The sequence below is a fragment of the Pseudomonas sp. TH37 genome (assembly GCF_016650735.1).
GTDB classification, from domain to species: Bacteria; Pseudomonadota; Gammaproteobacteria; order Pseudomonadales; family Pseudomonadaceae; genus Aquipseudomonas; species Aquipseudomonas farris.
The window spans coordinates 126,115-145,853 of sequence record NZ_JAEKFD010000001.1 but is presented as its reverse complement, the minus strand read 5'-3'; the positions used below and the strand labels follow the sequence as shown (position 1 = coordinate 145,853).

Sequence of the window (19,739 nt, the reverse complement as noted above, 5' to 3'; positions counted from 1 at the left end):
CCATCGAGGCGGGGGAGCGATTGTAGTCCTCTGCAGGATTTGCTCCTAGAGGGGATGTCGGCAAGAGATACATCTGTGGCGAGGGAGGTTTGCCTGTGGCGAGGGGGCATGCCCCCGTTGGGCAGCGAAGCGGCCCCAAAGTCGGTTGTATCAGACAGACCGCATCGGCTGGTTTGACGACTGCTGCGCAGCCGAACGGGGGCAAGCCCCCTCGCCACAGGTCAGCCCTCAACCGCAGGAATATGCCCAAACATTTCCTGAACGAACTCCACGCGTTCCTGCGCTGTTTCGATTATCCCGCGGGCCTGTAATTCTTCCAGCCGCGCTTCGACCGCGTGGGTACGCAACGTCAATCCGCAATCGTTGGCGATTTGAATGTTCAATCCGGGCCGGGCGTTAAGCTCAAGAATCAGCGGCCCTTTTTCCTGGTCGAGCACCATGTCGACACCGATGTAACCCAGCCCGCACAGCTCATAGCAGCCGGCAGCGAGCTTCATGAAACCGTCCCAGTAGGGCAGTTGCACGCCGTCCACTGCGTTGGTGGTGTCCGGATGTTTGTTGATGATGTTGTTCAGCCAGGTGCCGCGCAATGTCAGGCCTGTGGCCAGATCGACACCGACGCCGATGGCGCCCTGGTGCAGGTTGGCCTTCCCGCCGGACTGGCGAGTCGGCAAGCGCAACATGGCCATCACCGGATAGCCCATCAGCACGATGATGCGAATGTCCGGCACGCCTTCATAGCTGATGCTTTTGAAGATCTGGTCCGGGGTCACGCGGTATTCGATCAGCGCGCGGTCACGGTGACCGCCGAGCGAGTACAGGCCGGTCAGGATGCTGGAAATCTGATGCTCGATTTCCTCGTGGCTGATGATCTTGCCCGACACCGTGCGATAGCGGCCCTCGAAGCGGTCGGCGATCACCAGAATGCCATCACCGCCAGCGCCCTGAGCCGGCTTGACCACGAAATCGGTACGCCCGCCGATGATCTCGCTGAGGTTGTCGATTTCCTTCTCGGTGGAGATCACGCCGTACAGCTCCGGCACGTGGATGCCGGCGGCGATGGCGCGCTCCTTGGTGATGATCTTGTCATCGACGATCGGGTACAGGCTGCGCTTGTTGTACTTGAGTACGTAGTCTGCGTTGCGCCGATTGATCCCCATGATGCCCCGGGCCTCCAAGGCTTTCCAGGTCTTCCAGAGACCGAACATCAGGCGTCAGCCTTCTTGAGGAAAGCCTTGAAACGCACCAGTTCGGTCAGGCGGTAACCGCGATAGCGACCCATGGCCAGCATGAAACCCACCAGGATCAGCAGGATCGCCGGGAAGGTGAACACGAAGTACACCAGCTCAGGCACGCTCATGATCAGGTGCGCCAGGGCGGCTGCGAACAACGTGCCGATCGCCACTTTCATCGCGTGGCCGCCACCGCGCTCTTCCCAGGTGATCGACAGGCGTTCGATGGTCATGGTCAGAATCACCATCGGGAACAGCGCCACCGACAAGCCGCGTTCCAGGCCGAGTTTGTGGCTGAACAGGCTGATAGCCGCGATCAGCACCACCACGAAGGTCAGCACCACCGACAGCCTCGGCAGCATTTGCAGCTTCAAGTGTTCAAGGTAGGAGCGCAGCGACAGCCCCAGCGCCGTGATGATGGTGAACAGCACAATACCGAAGCCGAGCTGGGTTTCCCGGAAGGCGAGGGCGATCAGCACCGGGGTAAAGGTGCCGAGTGTCTGAATGCCGATCAGGTTGCGCAGGATCAGGATCACCAGCACGCCGATCGGGATCATCACCATGATCATGAAGGTCTGCTGGGTTTCCAGCGGCAGACCGTACAGCGAGTAGTCGAGGAAGTTGGCGTCGGAGTTTTCGTCGGTCAGCTTGGCCAGGCGAATGGCGTTCATTTCGCTGTTGTTCAGGCTGAAGGTGACGTTGGCTTTTTTACCGCCATCGACGGTGATCAGGTTTTCGTCGCCGGTCCACCACAGCAAGCGGTCGGTGGGCAGGCCCTGTTCGCCGGTTTCCGGGTTGAAGTACAGCCAGTCGGTGCCGTTGAAGCTGCGTAACCAGAGTTCAGGCATTTGCGGCTGATCGGCTACCAGGCGAATGGTGTGGACCTTTTCCACCGGCACGTGGGCGATGGACAGTACCAGTTCGACGATTTTGGCTTTGTTCACGGTGGACGGATCGCCGGCCAGCAGCAGTTTTACGTTGTCGTCGTTGAGGTTGTTGACGCGCTTGATGGCTTCGCCGATGAAGGTTTCCACGTCGGCCGAGTGTTGGCGGATCGGCGCGAGCAAGGCTTCGGCGGCGATTTTTTCCGGGCCTTCGACGGCAATGCTGTCGCGGAAGGTCGGGCCTTTGATCTTGGATTTTTCGCCGCTGTAGCGCTTGGTCAGCACCAGTCGGTAATAAAGGGTCTGGTTGCCTTTGGCCCGACGCGCCGACCAGGTGACCTTGCGGTTGCCATCGGCACGATTCACCGCCACGCCGTAATTATTGGAAATGAAACTCTCGTTGAGGCTCACGTAGTCGCGGCTCAGCGGCGGCACGAACATCTGGATCTTGATCGGATCCTTGGCGTTGGCGACGAACTCGACCTTGGCGTCGATGTTCCACAAGTCGTCGGTAGCGTCTTCGGTCACCGGAATTCCGAGCACGAAAATCTGATAGGCCGTAACTGAAATGCCCAGCACCACCAGGATGGCGATCAGCAGTTTCAGATGGAGGGTAAGAGAGCGCATTGGAATTACTCTGCGGTATGTGCGTCGGTGGCGCAGGCGGGTTTGCCAGCAGCGTATTTAAGACTGGGGTCGACCAGCGCATCGAAGCGTTTGAGCGCTTCGGAGCCGATCAAGAGCGGGTATTGGAAGGCACTGCGGTCGGTCAAGTTCACTTCGATGCTGCGTAAAGCCGAACCCATGCAGATATCCAGCTCGATGACCGGACGGGCGGTGTATTTTTTGCCTTCTTCCGGGTCGTAGTCACCGGCCCGGCGCTTGATCTTGCTGACACGGGCCAGCGGTCGTTCGATCGGATGCGAATGCGCGGCGTCGATAGCCAGATAGAAGCGCACCCAGGACTCGCCATTGCGTTTGAAGCGTTTGATGTCGCGGGCACTCAGCGAAGCGGTTTTCGCCCCAGTGTCGAGTTTGGCGGCGACTTCCAGATTGATGCCTTCCAGCGAAGCGTACTCATTGAGGCCGTACACAGTCTTTTCCCCTGCCGCGGCGAAACCTGGCAGACCAAAAAGACAAAGGAATGTGGTGAAGGGCTTGAGTCTCATAAATCCTGGTGCGCAGCGGTCCGTTCTTCAATTCAAGGCCCTGGCATTGCTGCACAAGCTCCCTCGTATGCCTATCCGTTTTTTATGACAGGCAATGCAGATGACAAGCAAATGCGGGCGGCATTCTAGCACGGTGGGTTTATGGCGCCAGCGTTGGCCGACGGCTATAACTTGAGGGGTTGCTTCCTTATGGTGCAGCGTGGTTATTAGACGATTGTCGACAATATCGAATTATCCTTTGACGTATCTGGCTATATTCGCTAGTTTTTGCGGCATTGGTTTTCAAGGTGTCGACAATATGCTGGATCAACTCGATCCCCCAGTCACAGTTCAGGACGACTCGGAAACACTTTCCGAAAACGTCTTCCGACGTATTCAGGCGGCCATCGTCAAAGGCGAGATCGCCCCGGGCAGCAAGATCTCAGAGCCCGAGCTGGCGCGCACCTACGGCATCAGCCGCGGGCCGCTGCGTGAGGCCATTCACCGTCTGGAAGGCCAGCGCCTGCTGGTTCGCGTGCCGCACGTCGGGGCGCGAGTGGTGTCGCTGAGCCACGCCGAACTGCTGGAACTCTACGAAATTCGCGAATCCCTGGAAGGCATGGCGTGCCGTCTGGCGGCTGAACGCATGACGGTCGAAGAAATCGACGAACTGCGTCGGGTGCTGGAAACCCATGAGCGCGATGCGGCGTTTCAGGCCGGTGTCGGTTACTACCAGCAGGAAGGCGATTTCGACTTTCATTACCGGATCATCCAGGGCAGCGGCAACCGCACCCTGACCCAGATGCTGTGCGGTGAGCTCTATCAGCTGGTGCGCATGTACCGCATCCAGTTTTCCACCACGCCCAATCGGCCGCGCCAGGCGTTTGCCGAACACCACCGAATTCTCGATGCCATCGCCGACCGTGACGGTGAGCTGGCCGAGTTGTTGATGCGCCGTCACATCGGCGCCTCCAAACGCAATATCGCCCGTCACTACCAAGACGGCGCTAACCCGACAGCCACTGAACGAGGTGAGTCATGAGTTCCAACAAGAGCACTCCAGGCCAGCGTTTCCGCGATGCGGTCGCCAGCGAACATCCGCTGCAAGTGGTCGGCACGATCAACGCCAACCACGCACTGCTGGCCAAGCGCGCCGGTTTCAAGGCTATTTACCTGTCGGGTGGCGGGGTGGCTGCCGGCTCCCTCGGCGTGCCGGACCTGGGGATTACCGGTCTGGATGACGTGCTGACCGACGTGCGTCGCATCACTGACGTCTGCGACCTGCCGCTGCTGGTGGACGTGGACACCGGTTTCGGTTCCTCGGCGTTCAACGTCGCCCGTACCGTGAAGTCGATGATCAAGTTCGGCGCGGCGGCGATCCACATCGAAGACCAGGTCGGCGCCAAGCGCTGCGGTCATCGTCCTAATAAAGAGATCGTCTCGCTGCAGGAAATGGTCGACCGCATCAAAGCGGCCGTCGATGCCCGCACCGACGACAGCTTCGTGATCATGGCCCGCACCGACGCCCTGGCGGTGGAAGGTCTTGAATCTGCGCTGGAACGCGCGGCCGCATGCATCGAAGCCGGTGCCGACATGGTGTTTCCGGAAGCGATCACCGAACTTGAGATGTACAAACTGTTCGCCAGTCGCGTGAAAGCGCCGATCCTGGCCAATATCACCGAATTCGGCGCAACGCCGCTGTACACCACCGAGCAGCTCGCTGCCGCCGACGTGTCGTTGGTGCTGTACCCGCTGTCGGCGTTCCGCGCGATGAACAAAGCCGCGGAAAACGTCTACACCGCGATCCGCCGCGACGGCACGCAACAGAACGTCATCGACACCATGCAGACGCGCATGGAGCTTTACGATCGCATCGATTACCACACCTTCGAGCAGAAGCTCGATGCGTTGTTTGCGGCGAAGAAATAAAGATCAAAAGATCAAAAGATCGCAGCCTCGTTTCACTCGACAGCTCCTACAGGGTTGTTGTCGAACGCAGTCAATGTAGGAGCTGCCGAAGGCTGCGATCTTTTCGGCAATCCCCAAAGAACCTGATGAAACACAATTTGCCGATTCCCTGACAAATTCAAGAAAACTGGAGACAGCAATGGCCGAAGCAAAAGTACTCAGTGGCGCCGGGCTCCGTGGCCAGGTTGCCGGGCAAACCGCACTGTCCACCGTGGGCCAGTCGGGCGCAGGCCTGACCTATCGCGGCTATGACGTTCGCGAACTGGCGGCTGACGCCCAATTCGAAGAAGTGGCGTACCTGCTGCTGCACGGCGAGCTACCTACCAAAGCGCAACTCGCCGCTTACGTGACCAAACTGAGCAAGCTGCGTGACCTGCCGCAAGCGCTGAAAGAAGTACTGGAACGCATCCCCGCCGATGCCCATCCGATGGACGTGATGCGCACCGGTTGCTCGTTCCTGGGCAACATCGAACCGGAGAAAGACTTCTCCGAGCAGCACGACAAAACCGACCGCCTGCTGGCCGCGTTCCCGGCGATCATGTGCTACTGGTATCGCTTCAGCCACGACGGCAAACGCATCAATTGCGTGACTGACGAAGCCTGCATCGGCGGCCATTTCCTGCACCTGTTGCACGACAAGAAACCGAGCGAGTTGCACGTCAAGGTGATGAACGTTTCGCTGATCCTCTACGCGGAGCACGAGTTCAACGCCTCGACCTTCACCGCCCGGGTGTGTGCCTCGACCCTGTCGGATCTGTATTCCTGCATCACGGCGGCCATCGGCTCCCTGCGCGGCCCGTTGCACGGTGGCGCCAACGAAGCGGCGATGGAAATGATCGAGCGCTTCTCGTCGCCTGAAGAGGCGGTCGAGGGCACCCTCGGCATGCTGGCGCGCAAGGACAAGATCATGGGCTTCGGCCACGCGATCTATAAGGACAACGATCCGCGCAACGAGGTGATCAAGGCCTGGTCGAAAAAACTCTCCGACGAAGTGGGCGACACCGTGCTGTTCCCGGTTTCCGAAGCCATCGACGCAACCATGTGGGAACAGAAGAAGCTGTTCCCGAACGCCGACTTCTACCATGCGTCGACGTACCACTTCATGGGCATCCCGACCAAGTTGTTCACACCGATCTTCGTCTGCTCGCGCCTGACCGGCTGGGCGGCGCATGTGTTCGAACAACGTGCCAACAACCGCATCATCCGCCCGAGCGCTGAATACGTCGGCGTCGAACAGCGCAAGTTCGTGCCAATCGAACAACGCTGACCGGGAGGGCGCCGGCACAGGAACCTGAACAAAACGCAGGTCCCTGTGGGAGCGGGCTTGCCCGCGATGACGGACTGACATCCAACATGGATGTCGACTGATACACCGCTATCGCGGGCAAGCCCGCTCCCACAGTGGATTGTGTTTGCTTCAACAGCTGCGCCAGGCCCCACCCTTTGAAACCACCGTGACCGAGTCCTGACGATGAACACTGAATTCCGCAAACCGCTGCCCGGCAGCCATCTGGATTATTTCGACGTCCGCGCGGCGGTCGATGCCATTGCGCCTGGCGCCTACGACACCCTGCCGTACACCTCCCGCGTGCTGGCGGAAAACCTTGTGCGTCGCTGCGACCCGGCCACGCTCACTGAGTCCTTGAAGCAATTCATCGAGCGCAAACGCGATCTCGATTTCCCGTGGTTCCCGGCCCGCGTGGTGTGCCACGACATTCTTGGCCAGACCGCCCTGGTCGACCTCGCCGGCCTGCGCGACGCCATCGCCCTGCAAGGTGGTGACCCGGCGCAAGTGAACCCGGTAGTGCCGACTCAGTTGATCGTCGACCACTCCCTGGCCGTTGAGCGCGGTGGCTTCGACCCGGAAGCGTTTGAAAAGAACCGTGCCATTGAAGACCGTCGCAACGAAGACCGTTTCCACTTCATCAACTGGACCAAAAAAGCCTTCAAGAACGTTGACGTGATCCCGCCAGGCAACGGGATCATGCACCAGATCAACCTGGAGAAAATGTCGCCAGTGATTCAGGTGCGTGACGGTGTGGCCTTCCCCGATACCTGCGTCGGCACCGACAGTCACACCCCGCACGTCGATGCGCTGGGCGTGATCGCCATTGGTGTTGGTGGTCTGGAAGCGGAAAGCGTCATGCTTGGTCGCGCATCGTGGATGCGTCTGCCGGAAAGCGTCGGTGTCGAACTCACTGGCAAGCTGCAACCGGGCATCACTGCCACCGACATGGTGCTGGCGCTGACCGAATACCTGCGCAAACAAAAAGTCGTCGGCGCATGGCTGGAGTTCTTCGGTGAAGGGGCTTCGGCTCTGACCTTGGGCGACCGTGCGACCATTTCCAACATGGCCCCGGAATACGGCGCCACGGCGGCAATGTTCTACATCGACCAGCAGACTATCGACTACCTGAAACTCACCGGCCGTGAAGACGAGCAAGTGCAGCTTGTGGAGAATTACGCCAAGCAGACCGGTCTCTGGGCCGACAGCCTGAAAGGCGCGCAATACGAGCGAGGGCTGAGCTTCGACCTGTCCTCGGTGGTGCGCAACATGGCCGGCCCGAGCAACCCGCACGCCCGTGTCGCCACGTCCGATCTCGCGGCGCAAGGCATCTCCGGCCAGTGGGACGACGTGCCCGGCCAGATGCCGGACGGCGCGGTGATCATCGCCGCCATCACCAGTTGCACCAACACCAGCAACCCACGCAACGTGATTGCCGCTGGCCTGCTGGCGCGCAACGCCAACAAGCTCGGGCTGACCCGCAAGCCATGGGTCAAATCCTCGCTGGCGCCGGGTTCGAAAACCGTGGCGCTGTATCTGGATGAAGCCGGGCTGACTAAAGAACTGGAACAACTCGGCTTCGGCGTCGTGGCCTTCGCCTGCACCACGTGCAACGGCATGTCCGGCGCGCTGGACCCGGTGATCCAGCAAGAGATCATCGATCGCGATCTGTATGCCACGGCCGTACTTTCCGGTAACCGTAACTTCGATGGGCGGATTCACCCATACGCCAAAAACGCGTTCCTGGCTTCGCCGCCATTGGTGGTGGCTTACGCCATCGCCGGGACCATCCGTTTCGACATCGAAAAAGATGTGCTGGGCCTGGACGCGAACGGCAAGGAAATCCGCCTGAAAGACATCTGGCCGAGCGACGAAGAAATCGACGCGGTGGTCAAGGCTTCGGTGAAACCGGAGCAGTTCCGCCAAGTGTACATTCCGATGTTCGCCATCCACGAAGACACCGGTCCGAAGGTCACGCCGCTGTATGACTGGCGCGAAATGAGCACCTACATCCGTCGTCCGCCGTATTGGGAAGGCGCGCTGGCCGGCGCTCGTCCGCTCAAGGGCATGCGCCCGCTGGCGGTGCTGCCGGACAACATCACCACCGATCACCTGTCGCCTTCCAACGCGATCATGCTCGACAGCGCCGCCGGTGAATACCTGGCGAAAATGGGCCTGCCGGAAGAAGACTTCAACTCCTACGCCACGCACCGCGGCGACCACTTGACCGCGCAGCGCGCGACGTTCGCCAACCCGAAACTGTTCAATGAAATGGTTCAGGAAAACGGCAAGGTCAAGCAGGGTTCCCTGGCGCGAGTCGAGCCGGAAGGCCAGGTCATGCGCATGTGGGAAGCCATCGAAACCTACATGGAACGCAAGCAGCCGCTGATCATCATCGCCGGCGCCGACTATGGTCAGGGTTCGTCCCGTGACTGGGCAGCCAAAGGTGTGCGTCTGGCAGGTGTGGAAGCAATCGCTGCGGAAGGTTTCGAGCGCATCCACCGCACCAACCTGGTGGGCATGGGCGTGTTGCCGCTGGAGTTCAAACCGGGCACCGACCGTCACACCCTGGCCATCGACGGCAGCGAAACCTACGACGTGATCGGCGACCGCACCCCGCGTGCGACGCTGACGCTGGTGATCAATCGCAAAAACGGCGAACGCGTCGAAGTGCCGGTGACCTGCCGCCTCGACACCGCTGAAGAAGTGTCGATCTACGAGGCCGGCGGCGTGTTGCAGCGTTTCGCTCAGGACTTCCTCGAAGAATCGGCGGTTGCCGTTTAACAACGATGTGCGGACACGGGATTTCAGGCCCGTGTCTGTCTATCTATAAGGAGCACCAATGGCTCACGCACCTCAGATCAAAATCCCCGCCACCTACATGCGCGGCGGCACCAGCAAAGGCGTGTTCTTCAGTCTGAAAGACCTGCCCGAAGCGGCACAGATTCCCGGCCCGGCTCGCGATGCGTTATTGCTGCGAGTGATCGGCAGTCCCGACCCATACGACAAGCAAATCGACGGCATGGGCGGTGCGACGTCCAGCACCAGCAAAACCGTGATCCTGTCGAAAAGCATCAAGGCCGACCATGACGTCGATTACCTGTTCGGTCAGGTCTCCATCGACAAGCCTTTCGTCGACTGGAGCGGCAACTGCGGCAACCTGTCGGCGGCGGTCGGTTCGTTCGCCATCAGCAATGGCCTGGTGGATGCCAGCCGCATTCCGCACAACGGTGTGGCGGTGGTGCGCGTGTGGCAGGCCAACATCGGCAAGACCATCATCGCCCATGTGCCGATCACCAACGGTGAGGTCCAGGAAACCGGCGATTTCGAACTCGACGGCGTGACCTTTCCGGCGGCCGAAGTGCAGCTCGAATTCATGGACCCGGCGGCGGAAGAAGAGGGTGGCGGTGGTTCGATGTTCCCCACCGGCAATCTGGTAGATGACCTCGAAGTGCCGGGCGTCGGTACGCTCAGGGCGACCTTGATCAACGCCGGCATTCCGACCATTTTCATCAATGCCGAAGACATCGGCTACACCGGTACCGAATTGCAGGGCGCGATCAATGGCGACCTGAAGGCCCTGGCGATGTTCGAAACCATCCGCGCTTACGGCGCGTTGCGCATGGGGCTGATTCAGCACCTGGACGAAGCGGCCAAGCGTCAGCACACGCCGAAGGTGGCGTTCGTCGCCAAACCGGCGGAGTACATTGCGTCCAGCGGCAAGGCGATTGCGGCCACCGACATTGACTTGCTGGTGCGTGCGCTGTCCATGGGCAAACTGCACCACGCGATGATGGGCACGGCAGCGGTGGCCATCGGCACGGCGGCGGCGATTTCCGGCACGTTGGTGAACTTGGCGGCGGGCGGCATCGAACGCAACGCGGTGCGCTTCGGTCATCCCTCCGGGACCTTGCGCGTGGGCGCCGAGGCCACTCAGGTCAACGGTGAATGGACCGTGAACAAAGCCATCATGAGCCGCAGTGCGCGGGTGTTGATGGAAGGCTATGTCCGCGTGCCGGGGGATTGTTTCTGACATAAGTTTAGACGTCACCCAAAACCCTGTGGGAGCGGGCTTGCCCGCGATGAGGCCTTCACATTCAACATCTATGTCGGCTGATACACCGCTATCGCGGGCAAGCCCGCTCCCACAGTGGACTGCATTTCAATAACAAGAATGGCGTCACCAACTAAGATTGATCCTGAACCGAGGTCCCATCAGCGAACCACTGACCGAGTGAATCGAACATGAGCGCCAACGTCGACCTGAACAACCGCCCCGACTACGATACGGTCCTGCAGGACATCACCGACTACGTCCTCAACTTCAAAATCGAATCTCCAGAAGCGCTGGATACCGCCCGCAATTGCCTGATGGACACCCTCGGCTGCGGTCTGCTGGCCCTGCGTTTTCCCGAATGCATCAAACACCTTGGACCTATCGTCGAAGGCACTGTCGTTCCCTTCGGTGCTCGCGTGCCGGGCACCAGTTATCGTCTTGATCCGGTCAAAGCCGCTTGGGACATCGGTTGCATCGTCCGCTGGCTTGATTACAACGACACTTGGCTCGCCGCCGAATGGGGTCATCCGTCCGATAACCTCGGCGCCATTCTTGCGGTGGCCGACCATCTGTCGCAAAAACGCCAGGCCAATGGCGACGCACCGCTGACCCTTCGCGTGGTGTTGGAAGCGATGATCATGGCTCACGAGATTCAAGGCGTGATTGCGTTGGAAAACTCCTTCAATCGCGTCGGCATCGACCACGTCATCCTGGTGAAAGTCGCCTCGACCGCGGTCACCGCCAAGCTCATGGGCGCCAATCGCGAGCAACTGCTGTCGGCGTTGTCCCATGCCTTTGCCGACGGCCAGGCGCTGCGTACTTACCGGCATGCGCCAAATGCCGGGTCGCGTAAATCCTGGGCAGCGGGGGATGCGTCCAGTCGTGGCGTGCGTCTGGCGGACATTGCGATGCGCGGGGAGATGGGCATTCCCGGTGTACTGACCGCCAAACAATGGGGTTTCTACGACGTACTGTTCAGCCACACCAACAATGACATGGCGCTCAAGCCTGAAGACAAGCGGGCCTTCAGATTCTCTCGGCCGTTCGGCAGCTACGTGATGGAAAACGTGCTGTTCAAGATCAGCTTTCCCGCCGAGTTTCACGCGCAAACTGCCTGCGAGGCCGCCGTCACTTTGCACCCACTGGTCAGGAATCGCCTGCACGAAATCGACAGGATCGTCATCACCACCCACGAATCGGCGATCCGCATCATCTCCAAGGTCGGCCCGCTGGCCAACGCTGCGGACCGCGACCACTGCATCCAGTACATGACCGCCGTACCCTTGGTGTTCGGTAATCTGGTGGCCGAGCAATATGAGGACGACTTCCACGCCGTGCATCCGATCATCGACGTGCTGCGCGACAAAATGGTCATCGTCGAAGACCCGCGCTTCACCCGCGAATACCTGGAGCCGGATAAACGCTCCATCGCCAATGCGGTGCAGGTGTTCTTCAAGGACGGCTCCAGCACCGAGAACGTGGTGGTGGAGTACCCGATCGGCCATCGCCGTCGCCGCACCGATGGCATTCCGCTGCTGGAAGAGAAGTTCAAGGCCAATCTGGCGACGCGCTTCACGGCGCAGCGGAGTGCCGAGATCTTTGCGTTGTGCAAGGACCAGGCGCGGCTTGAGGAGACGGCGGTGAACCGGTTTGTGGATTTGTTTGTGATCTAGTTACACCGCGTCATCGTTCAATCGCGGGCAAGCCCGCTCCCACAGGTTCTCCATTGTTTGGATTTTGCATTCAACACAGATCCCTGTGGGAGCGGGCTTGCCCGCGATGGCGGTGGAGCAGACCCCGGAAATTACTTGAACCGTCGCTCCACACCTTTCTCTACTAAAATCTTCGCAGAGATTTCTTCCACGGAGAAATGCGTGGAATTGATGTGGGCAATGTTCTCGCGTCGAAACAGATTCTCCACCTCGCGCACTTCGAATTCGCACTGTGCGTAGCTCGAATAGCGGCTGTTGGGCTTGCGTTCGTTGCGGATCGCGGTGAGCCGGTCCGGGTCGATGGTCAGGCCGAACAGCTTGTGATGATGGGCGCGCAGGGCGGTTGGCAGTTGCAGGCGCTCCATGTCGTCTTCGGTCAGCGGGTAATTGGCCGCACGGATGCCGAATTGCATGGCCATGTACAGACACGTCGGCGTCTTACCACATCGCGACACGCCCACTAGTATCAAGTCGGCCTTGTCGTAATAGTGCGTGCGGGCGCCATCGTCGTTGTCGAGGGCGAAGTTCACCGCCTCGATGCGCTCCATGTAATTGGAGTTGCCACCAATGGAATGGGATTTGCCGACGGTGTAGGAAGAATGCTCGGTCAGTTCCTGTTCCAGCGGGGCCAGGAAGGTCGAAAAAATGTCGATCATGAAACCATTCGACGTTGCGAGAATCTCACGAATGTCCTGATTGACGATGGTGTCGAAAATAATCGGACGAAAACCATCGTTTTCGGCGGCTTTGTTGATTTGTTGTACCATGGCCCGCGCTTTATCCGCGTTGTCGATGTAGGGCCGCGTGATTTTGCTGAAGGTAATGTTTTCGAACTGCGCCAACAGGCTTTGACCCAGGGTTTCGGCCGTAATGCCCGTGCCATCGGAGATAAAGAAAGCAGATCGTTTCATTTGCACCTTGGGCCTTAAGCTAGTGACGATTCTTGGATATAGTAGGCGCGATTTGTCGGCCGCCAGTGGCCAGCATTCTCACTTATTTTCCAGGTCCAGGCCATACAGCCGGCAAATGCTCCCCCGAGTCGCCGGCTTCTGAGCTTTTCCAACACAGTTAGTGGAGAGATCACCTTGGTAGAGTACGTAGTTTCCCTCGATAAGCTCGGCGTCCATGATGTAGAGCATGTGGGGGGCAAGAACGCATCCCTGGGCGAGATGATCAGTAACCTTGCAGGTGCCGGTGTATCGGTGCCCGGTGGCTTCGCCACGACAGCTCAGGCATATCGTGATTTCCTGGAACTGAGCGGTCTGAACGATCAGATCCATGCCGCCCTCGACGCGCTGGATGTCGACGATGTCAACGCCCTGGCCAAAACCGGTGCCCAGATCCGTCAATGGATCATGGAAGCCGAATTCCCCGAGAAGCTCAACGCCGAGATCCGCACCGCGTTCGCCACGCTGTCGGCCGGCAACCCTGACATGGCCGTTGCCGTGCGCTCTTCCGCTACCGCCGAAGACTTGCCGGACGCTTCCTTCGCTGGCCAGCAGGAAACCTTCCTGAACATCCGTGGTGTCGAAAACGTTATTCGCGCCGCCAAAGAGGTGTTCGCTTCCCTGTTCAACGACCGTGCGATTTCCTATCGCGTCCACCAGGGCTTCGACCACAAGCTGGTTGCCCTGTCGGCTGGCGTGCAGCGCATGGTCCGCTCCGAAACCGGCACCGCCGGCGTGATGTTCACCCTCGATACCGAATCGGGCTTCCGTGACGTGGTGTTCATCACCGGCGCTTACGGCCTGGGTGAAACCGTCGTACAAGGCGCGGTGAACCCGGATGAATTCTATGTCCACAAAGGCACGCTGGAAGCCGGTCGTCCGGCCATCCTGCGTCGCAACCTGGGCAGCAAAGCCATCAAGATGATCTACGGCGAAGTGGCCACGGCCGGTAAGTCGGTCAAGACCATCGACGTGGACAAGGCTGATCGTGCACGTTTCTGCCTGAGCGACGCCGAAGTCAGCGAGCTGGCCAAGCAAGCGATGATCATCGAAAAGCACTACAAGTGCCCGATGGACATCGAATGGGCCAAAGACGGTGACGACGGCAAGCTCTACATCGTTCAGGCCCGTCCTGAAACCGTGAAGAGCCGCACTTCGGCCAATGTCATGGAACGTTACCTGTTGAAAGAAACCGGCACCGTGCTGGTGGAAGGTCGCGCCATCGGCCAGCGCATCGGCGCCGGCAAGGTGCGGATCATCAAGGACGTGTCCGAGATGGACAAAGTCCAGCCGGGCGACGTTCTGGTTTCCGACATGACCGACCCGGACTGGGAACCGGTCATGAAGCGCGCCAGCGCTATCGTCACCAACCGTGGCGGCCGTACCTGCCACGCGGCGATCATCGCTCGCGAGCTGGGGATCCCGGCCGTGGTCGGTTGCGGCAACGCGACTCAGCTGTTGAAAGACGGCCAGGGTGTGACTGTTTCTTGCGCTGAAGGCGACACCGGCTACATCTTCGAAGGCGAACTGGGCTTCGACATCAAGAAAAACTCCGTGGATGCCATGCCGGATCTGCCGTTCAAGATCATGATGAACGTCGGCAACCCGGACCGCGCCTTCGACTTCGCGCAACTGCCGAACGCCGGTGTGGGCCTGGCCCGTCTGGAATTCATCATCAACCGCATGATCGGCGTACACCCGAAAGCGCTGTTGAACTACGACGGCCTGCCGCAAGAGATCAAGGACAGCGTCGACAAGCGCATCGCCGGTTACAACGACCCGGTCGGCTTCTATGTCGAAAAACTGGTCGAGGGCATCAGTACCCTGGCGGCAGCGTTCTGGCCGAAAAAGGTCATCGTGCGTCTGTCGGACTTCAAGTCCAACGAATACGCGAACCTGATCGGCGGCAAACTCTACGAGCCGGAAGAAGAAAACCCGATGCTGGGCTTCCGTGGCGCTTCGCGTTACATCAGCGAATCGTTCCGCGACTGCTTCGAGCTCGAGTGCCGCGCCCTCAAACGCGTGCGCAACGAGATGGGCCTGACCAACGTCGAAATCATGGTGCCGTTCGTTCGCACCCTGGGCGAAGCGAGCCAGGTGGTCGATCTGCTGGCCGAAAACGGTCTGGCCCGTGGCGAAAACGGTCTGCGCGTAATCATGATGTGCGAACTGCCTTCCAACGCGATCCTGGCTGAAGAGTTCCTCGAGTTCTTCGATGGTTTCTCCATCGGCTCCAACGACCTGACTCAGCTGACACTGGGCCTGGACCGTGACTCCGGGATCATCGCGCATCTGTTCGACGAGCGTAATCCTGCGGTCAAGAAGCTGCTGGCCAATGCTATTCAGGCATGCAACAAGGCCGGCAAGTACATCGGCATCTGCGGTCAGGGCCCTTCGGACCACCCGGATCTGGCCAAGTGGCTGATGGAGCAGGGCATCGAAAGCGTTTCGCTGAACCCCGATTCCGTGCTGGAAACCTGGTTCTTCCTGGCTGAAGGTCAGGCTCCGGCCTGATGGTGTGAGTGAAAGGGCCGATCTGTGATCGGCCCTTTTAGAGATTCAAGTAGGGCGGGCTCCTCTGGATGCCGCCCTTTTTTGTGCAAGAGCATTATGCAAAGCAGCAGCAACCTATTTCCTGTCGCCCTGATCAGCGCCGAGCGGCGCGGTGATTTGAGCGAAGACGTCTATCGTTTGAAACCCGGCAACAGCCCCGACGGCACCGTCGAACTGGCTGTGACGCGCCTGGGCCTGGCCGATGAGCCGGCGGTGCGTGGCGTGCCGGTGATTCTGTTGCACGGCAGCTTTTCCAATCGACGGTTCTGGTTCTCTCCCAAAGGTCTGGGGTTGGGGGCTTATCTGACGCGTCTGGGGTTCGATGTGTGGATTCCGGAAATGCGCGGTCATGGGCTGTCTCAGCGCAATCAGGATTATCGTAAAAACCGCGTCGCCGACTACGCGCGTTACGATTTGCCGGCCATTGGCGCGTTCGTGCGCGAACAAAGCGGCCAGGTCCCACACTGGATCGGTCATTCGCTGGGTGGCATTACGCTGGCGGCGGCGCTGGGTGGGGAATACATCGGCGAGCCTGTCGTCGCGTCTGCGGCGTTTTTTGGCACTCAGGTCAGCCGCACCTACTGGCCGTTGAAGTTTCCGCCGGTGGAGTGGAGCGGGCGCTTCATTCTCAAGCGATTTGCCCAACTGTCAGGTTCACGGCTCAAGCGCGGCCCGGAGGACGAGCCGATTGGCCTGGCCCTGGAAAGCATGCGCTGGTACGGGCTGTTCGGCCGTTTTGGTGATGCCGACAAGGACTGGTGGGCGGGTTTGGCCGAGGTCCAGTTGCCAGTGCTGGCCGTGAGCGCCGCGGGCGATCATCAAGACCCGACCTGGGCCTGCCACAAGCTGTTCGATCAGGTTGGCTCCGAGCACAAGCAGTTCATCACCCTTGGCCGCGAGCAAGGCTTTGGCGATAATTTCGGTCATGTGGAAATGCTTGTCAGCAAGGCTGCGCAGACTGAAGTCTGGCCGTTGGTGGCGCGTTGGCTGGCGGATCAACAGACGCCGTTGCTGGGTGGAAAGCCGGATTTGGCTGCGGCAGTTTGAGCCTGATGCTCTAACAAGGGCATTTCGCTCGGAACGGCTTGCGGCTAAGATATGACGCATTAAGCGGTTCTGGTCACTTTTGGTGGTCGACTCGATCGGCGCGTTTGCAGCCGTTCAGCCTTGGCCCGCGTATGCTGCCTATTCGATTGTCTTCCTTCTTACAGGAGTTTCTCGATGAACCATTACATCACACCTGATCTGTGCGACGCCTACCCGGAGCTGGTGCAGGTGCTGGAACCGATGTTCAGCAATTTCGGTGGCCGTGATTCTTTCGGTGGCGAAATCGTGACCATCAAATGTTTCGAAGATAATTCGCTGGTCAAGGAGCAAGTCGCGCTCAAGGGGAGCGGTAAAGTGCTGGTGGTCGACGGTGGCGGTTCCCTGCGACGCGCGCTGTTGGGTGACCTGCTGGCCGAGAAAGCCGCCAATAACGGGTGGGAAGGGCTGGTGATCTACGGTTGCATCCGCGACGTCGACGTCATCGCGCAAACCGATCTGGGGGTTCAGGCCCTGGCCAGTCACCCGATGAAAACCGACCGGCGCGGTGTTGGTGAACTCAATATTGCCGTGACCTTCGCGGGTGTGACCTTCCACCCGGGTCACTATGTTTATGCGGACAACAACGGCGTGATCATTTCGCCAAGCCCGCTGAAGATGCCTGAATAAAGCGCGTTTCAATAAAGGGGTGAGGATGTTCGAGGAAGAAAACGCGCAGTGGGGGCTGGTGCATGCCCTCGTGCTGGACGGTAAAGGCGGTGCGCGTTCGATAGCCCGGACTGAACTCGATGACTTGCAGTTGCAGGCCCATGAAAGCCTGTGGTTGCACTGGGATCGTAGTCACCCGCAAACCCAGACCTGGCTGCGTAAATACAGCGGTCTGAGTGAATTTAGTTGCGACTTGTTGCTGGAAGAGAACACCCGGCCGCGCCTTTTGCCGCTGCCGGACTCTGAGCTGTTGCTGTTTCTGCGCGGGATCAACCTCAATCCAGGTGCCGAGCCGGAAGACATGGTCTCGGTGCGGATCTTCGGTTCGGCCCAGCGGGTGATCTCCCTGCGTCTGCGGCCGTTGCGCGCCACCGATGAGTTGCTGGTGCAACTGGCCGAAGGAAAAGGGCCGAGAACCGCCTCCGAACTGATCCTTTATATGGCGCAATACCTCACTAACAAAGTGCAGGATCTGATCAGCTGCCTCTCGGAAATCGTCGATGAGGAAGAAGAAAAGCTGGATACCGACGAACGGTATACACCGGAGCATGGGGCTGTTTTGCAGATCCGTCGCAGGGCGGCCGCACTGAAACGTTTTCTGGCACCGCAGCGGGATATTTTCGGTCAGCTGACGCGGATAAAACTGCCATGGTTCGTCGAAGACGATGGCGATTACTGGAACGAACTGAACAACAGCCTGACCCGTTATCTCGAGGAACTGGAATTGACCCGGGAGCGCGTGGGGCTGGTCCTGGAGGCCGAAGACCGGCGTCTGAGCGTGCGCATGAATCGCACGATGTACCGCTTCGGGATCATCACCGGAATCTTTTTGCCGATGAGTTTTCTGACCGGACTTTTGGGTATCAATGTCGGCGGTATTCCGTTCTCCACCAGCCCTTATGGCTTCCTGATCGCCTGCTTGCTGGCAGGCTCGGTAGCGCTGGGGCAGTGGTGGCTATTCCGACGTTTGCGCTGGTTCTGATGATGAGTCATGTGACCCGACCAAATTTGACCGCGTCTTTCACAGATATCACGAGAGGTGCATATGCACGATCCGTTTGAACAGTCTTTGCGTGACATGCTCAAAGCTTCGCCGTCCAGTCGTGACGACGATGCTTGCCTGGGTCGCGTGCTGAAAACCGCCAACCGCCAGGTCGGCGCCGGCGATCTGTTCAGCCTGCTGGGCCGCTGGTTGCCCGCGCTGATGATCGCCCTGAATAACGGATCGGCCCATATCTCGCCGGTTTCCCGTCTTCGTAAACCTACCGCTCGCACTGCTGATAAGGCTGATTGAATATGGAACTTGATCTCTGGACTCAGAGCCTCGTCACTGCAATGACTGCGTTATGGACCAAGGTTGCAAACTTCATTCCGAACCTGTTTGGCGCACTGGTTGTGCTGCTGCTGGGTTTTGTCGTGGCCAAACTGCTGGACACGCTGCTCTCCAAATTGCTTGCCAAACTGGGCCTCGATCGCTTGATGGGCGGCACCGGACTGACCAAGTTGCTGTCCCGCGCCGGCCTTCAGGTGCCTATCTCAACATTGATCGGCAAGATCGTTTATTGGTTCGTTCTGCTGATTTTTCTGGTTTCTGCCGCAGAATCACTTGGACTTGAGCGAGTTTCGGCTACGCTGGACATGTTGGCGCTGTATTTGCCGAAAGTATTTGGCGCTGCGCTGGTGCTGCTGGTGGGTGTCTTGCTGGCGCAACTGGCCAATGGGCTGGTGCGTGGCGCGGCAGAAGGTGTAGGGCTTGATTACGCGGCGGGCCTGGGGCGAATTGCCCAAGGCCTGGTGATCATCATCAGTATTTCGGTTGCGATCAGCCAGTTGGAGGTCAAGACTGACCTGCTAAACCATGTGATCGTGATCGTCCTGATTACCGTTGGTCTGGCGGTTGCGCTGGCCATGGGGTTGGGAAGCCGGGAAATTGCCGGGCAGATTCTTGCGGGAATCTATGTGCGTGAGTTGTATCAGGTTGGGCAACAAGTGCGAGTTGGCGAGGTCGAAGGTCAGATCGAAGAGATCGGCACGGTTAAAACCACCGTGCTCACCGACGAGGGTGAGCTAGTCTCTCTCTCGAATCGGATTCTCTTGGAGCAGCATGTGAGTAGCCGCTAACCCGGCAAATCCTGCTAATGTATGCCGCCGCAAAAATGCCCTGAGGGGCTGCGGCGGACATTGACCTGACTGTCGGCCAG

Annotated in this window: 16 protein-coding genes; 12 read left to right on the top strand and 4 right to left on the bottom strand. The window is 59.4% G+C overall.

Annotated elements, in window-relative coordinates:
* Window positions 1–221: 221 nt before the first annotated feature.
* From JFU11_RS00590 to JFU11_RS00580, 3 genes are read right to left on the bottom strand one after another with little or no spacing between them, the layout of a single operon-like run.
* A complete protein-coding gene (locus JFU11_RS00590; RefSeq protein ID WP_123720822.1) occupies window positions 222–1,208 on the bottom strand; it encodes an alpha-L-glutamate ligase-like protein in 987 nt (328 codons plus the stop codon).
* Window positions 1,208–2,743, bottom strand: coding sequence for an inactive transglutaminase family protein (locus tag JFU11_RS00585; RefSeq protein ID WP_123720823.1), 1,536 nt, complete (start codon window positions 2,741–2,743; stop codon window positions 1,208–1,210). The genes JFU11_RS00590 and JFU11_RS00585 overlap by 1 nt, the downstream gene beginning before the upstream one ends.
* Before the next feature lie 5 nt (window positions 2,744–2,748).
* Window positions 2,749–3,285 (bottom strand): ATP-dependent zinc protease, encoded by a 537-nt coding sequence (locus JFU11_RS00580; RefSeq protein WP_123720824.1) that lies wholly within the window; start codon window positions 3,283–3,285, stop codon window positions 2,749–2,751.
* 301 nt (window positions 3,286–3,586) lie between these two features.
* Here JFU11_RS00580 and JFU11_RS00575 point away from each other — a divergent pair, with 301 nt between their 5' ends.
* The 6 genes from JFU11_RS00575 to prpD all read left to right on the top strand — a co-directional run bounded on the left by JFU11_RS00575 (window position 3,587) and on the right by prpD (window position 12,247).
* Window positions 3,587–4,306, top strand: a complete 720-nt coding sequence (locus tag JFU11_RS00575; protein WP_172901229.1) for a GntR family transcriptional regulator — start codon at window positions 3,587–3,589, stop codon at window positions 4,304–4,306.
* Window positions 4,303–5,193 carry a methylisocitrate lyase gene (gene prpB, locus JFU11_RS00570; protein ID WP_038979899.1) on the top strand — a complete coding sequence of 297 codons (891 nt, stop codon included), beginning with the start codon at window positions 4,303–4,305 and terminating at the stop codon, window positions 5,191–5,193. The genes JFU11_RS00575 and prpB overlap by 4 nt, the downstream gene beginning before the upstream one ends.
* A gap of 178 nt (window positions 5,194–5,371) precedes the next feature.
* Window positions 5,372–6,499, top strand: coding sequence for a 2-methylcitrate synthase (gene prpC / locus JFU11_RS00565; protein WP_201059303.1), 1,128 nt, complete (start codon window positions 5,372–5,374; stop codon window positions 6,497–6,499).
* A gap of 204 nt (window positions 6,500–6,703) precedes the next feature.
* Complete coding sequence (gene acnD, locus JFU11_RS00560; protein ID WP_123720827.1) at window positions 6,704–9,301, top strand: Fe/S-dependent 2-methylisocitrate dehydratase AcnD; 2,598 nt, start codon at window positions 6,704–6,706, stop codon at window positions 9,299–9,301.
* 58 nt (window positions 9,302–9,359) lie between these two features.
* Window positions 9,360–10,550 (top strand): 2-methylaconitate cis-trans isomerase PrpF, encoded by a 1,191-nt coding sequence (gene prpF / locus JFU11_RS00555; RefSeq protein ID WP_201059301.1) that lies wholly within the window; start codon window positions 9,360–9,362, stop codon window positions 10,548–10,550.
* A gap of 212 nt (window positions 10,551–10,762) precedes the next feature.
* Window positions 10,763–12,247: a 2-methylcitrate dehydratase gene (prpD, locus tag JFU11_RS00550; protein ID WP_201059299.1), complete on the top strand. Its 1,485-nt coding sequence runs from the start codon at window positions 10,763–10,765 to the stop codon at window positions 12,245–12,247.
* Between the two features lie 131 nt (window positions 12,248–12,378).
* On the opposite strand, the gene JFU11_RS00545 is transcribed toward prpD, so the two are convergent.
* Window positions 12,379–13,197, bottom strand: a complete 819-nt coding sequence (locus JFU11_RS00545) for a pyruvate, water dikinase regulatory protein (protein WP_007902088.1) — start codon at window positions 13,195–13,197, stop codon at window positions 12,379–12,381.
* A 174-nt stretch (window positions 13,198–13,371) separates the two neighbouring features.
* On the opposite strand from JFU11_RS00545, the gene ppsA reads away from it, so the two are divergent.
* From ppsA to JFU11_RS00515, 6 genes are all read left to right on the top strand, one after another.
* A complete protein-coding gene (gene ppsA / locus JFU11_RS00540) occupies window positions 13,372–15,747 on the top strand; it encodes a phosphoenolpyruvate synthase (RefSeq protein WP_050681879.1) in 2,376 nt (791 codons plus the stop codon).
* 96 nt (window positions 15,748–15,843) lie between these two features.
* On the top strand, window positions 15,844–16,833 hold the full coding sequence (locus tag JFU11_RS00535; RefSeq protein ID WP_123720830.1) for an alpha/beta fold hydrolase: 990 nt from the start codon (window positions 15,844–15,846) through the stop codon (window positions 16,831–16,833).
* Between the two features lie 174 nt (window positions 16,834–17,007).
* Complete coding sequence (gene rraA, locus JFU11_RS00530; RefSeq protein WP_201059298.1) at window positions 17,008–17,499, top strand: ribonuclease E activity regulator RraA; 492 nt, start codon at window positions 17,008–17,010, stop codon at window positions 17,497–17,499.
* 25 nt (window positions 17,500–17,524) lie between these two features.
* The gene (locus JFU11_RS00525; RefSeq protein ID WP_123720831.1) at window positions 17,525–18,520 is read left to right on the top strand and encodes a zinc transporter ZntB; all 996 of its coding nucleotides are present in this window, start codon (window positions 17,525–17,527) and stop codon (window positions 18,518–18,520) included.
* 63 nt (window positions 18,521–18,583) lie between these two features.
* Complete coding sequence (locus JFU11_RS00520) at window positions 18,584–18,832, top strand: hypothetical protein (protein WP_007902080.1); 249 nt, start codon at window positions 18,584–18,586, stop codon at window positions 18,830–18,832.
* A gap of 2 nt (window positions 18,833–18,834) precedes the next feature.
* Window positions 18,835–19,659, top strand: a complete 825-nt coding sequence (locus JFU11_RS00515) for a mechanosensitive ion channel domain-containing protein (protein ID WP_007902078.1) — start codon at window positions 18,835–18,837, stop codon at window positions 19,657–19,659.
* Window positions 19,660–19,739 lie beyond the last annotated feature (80 nt).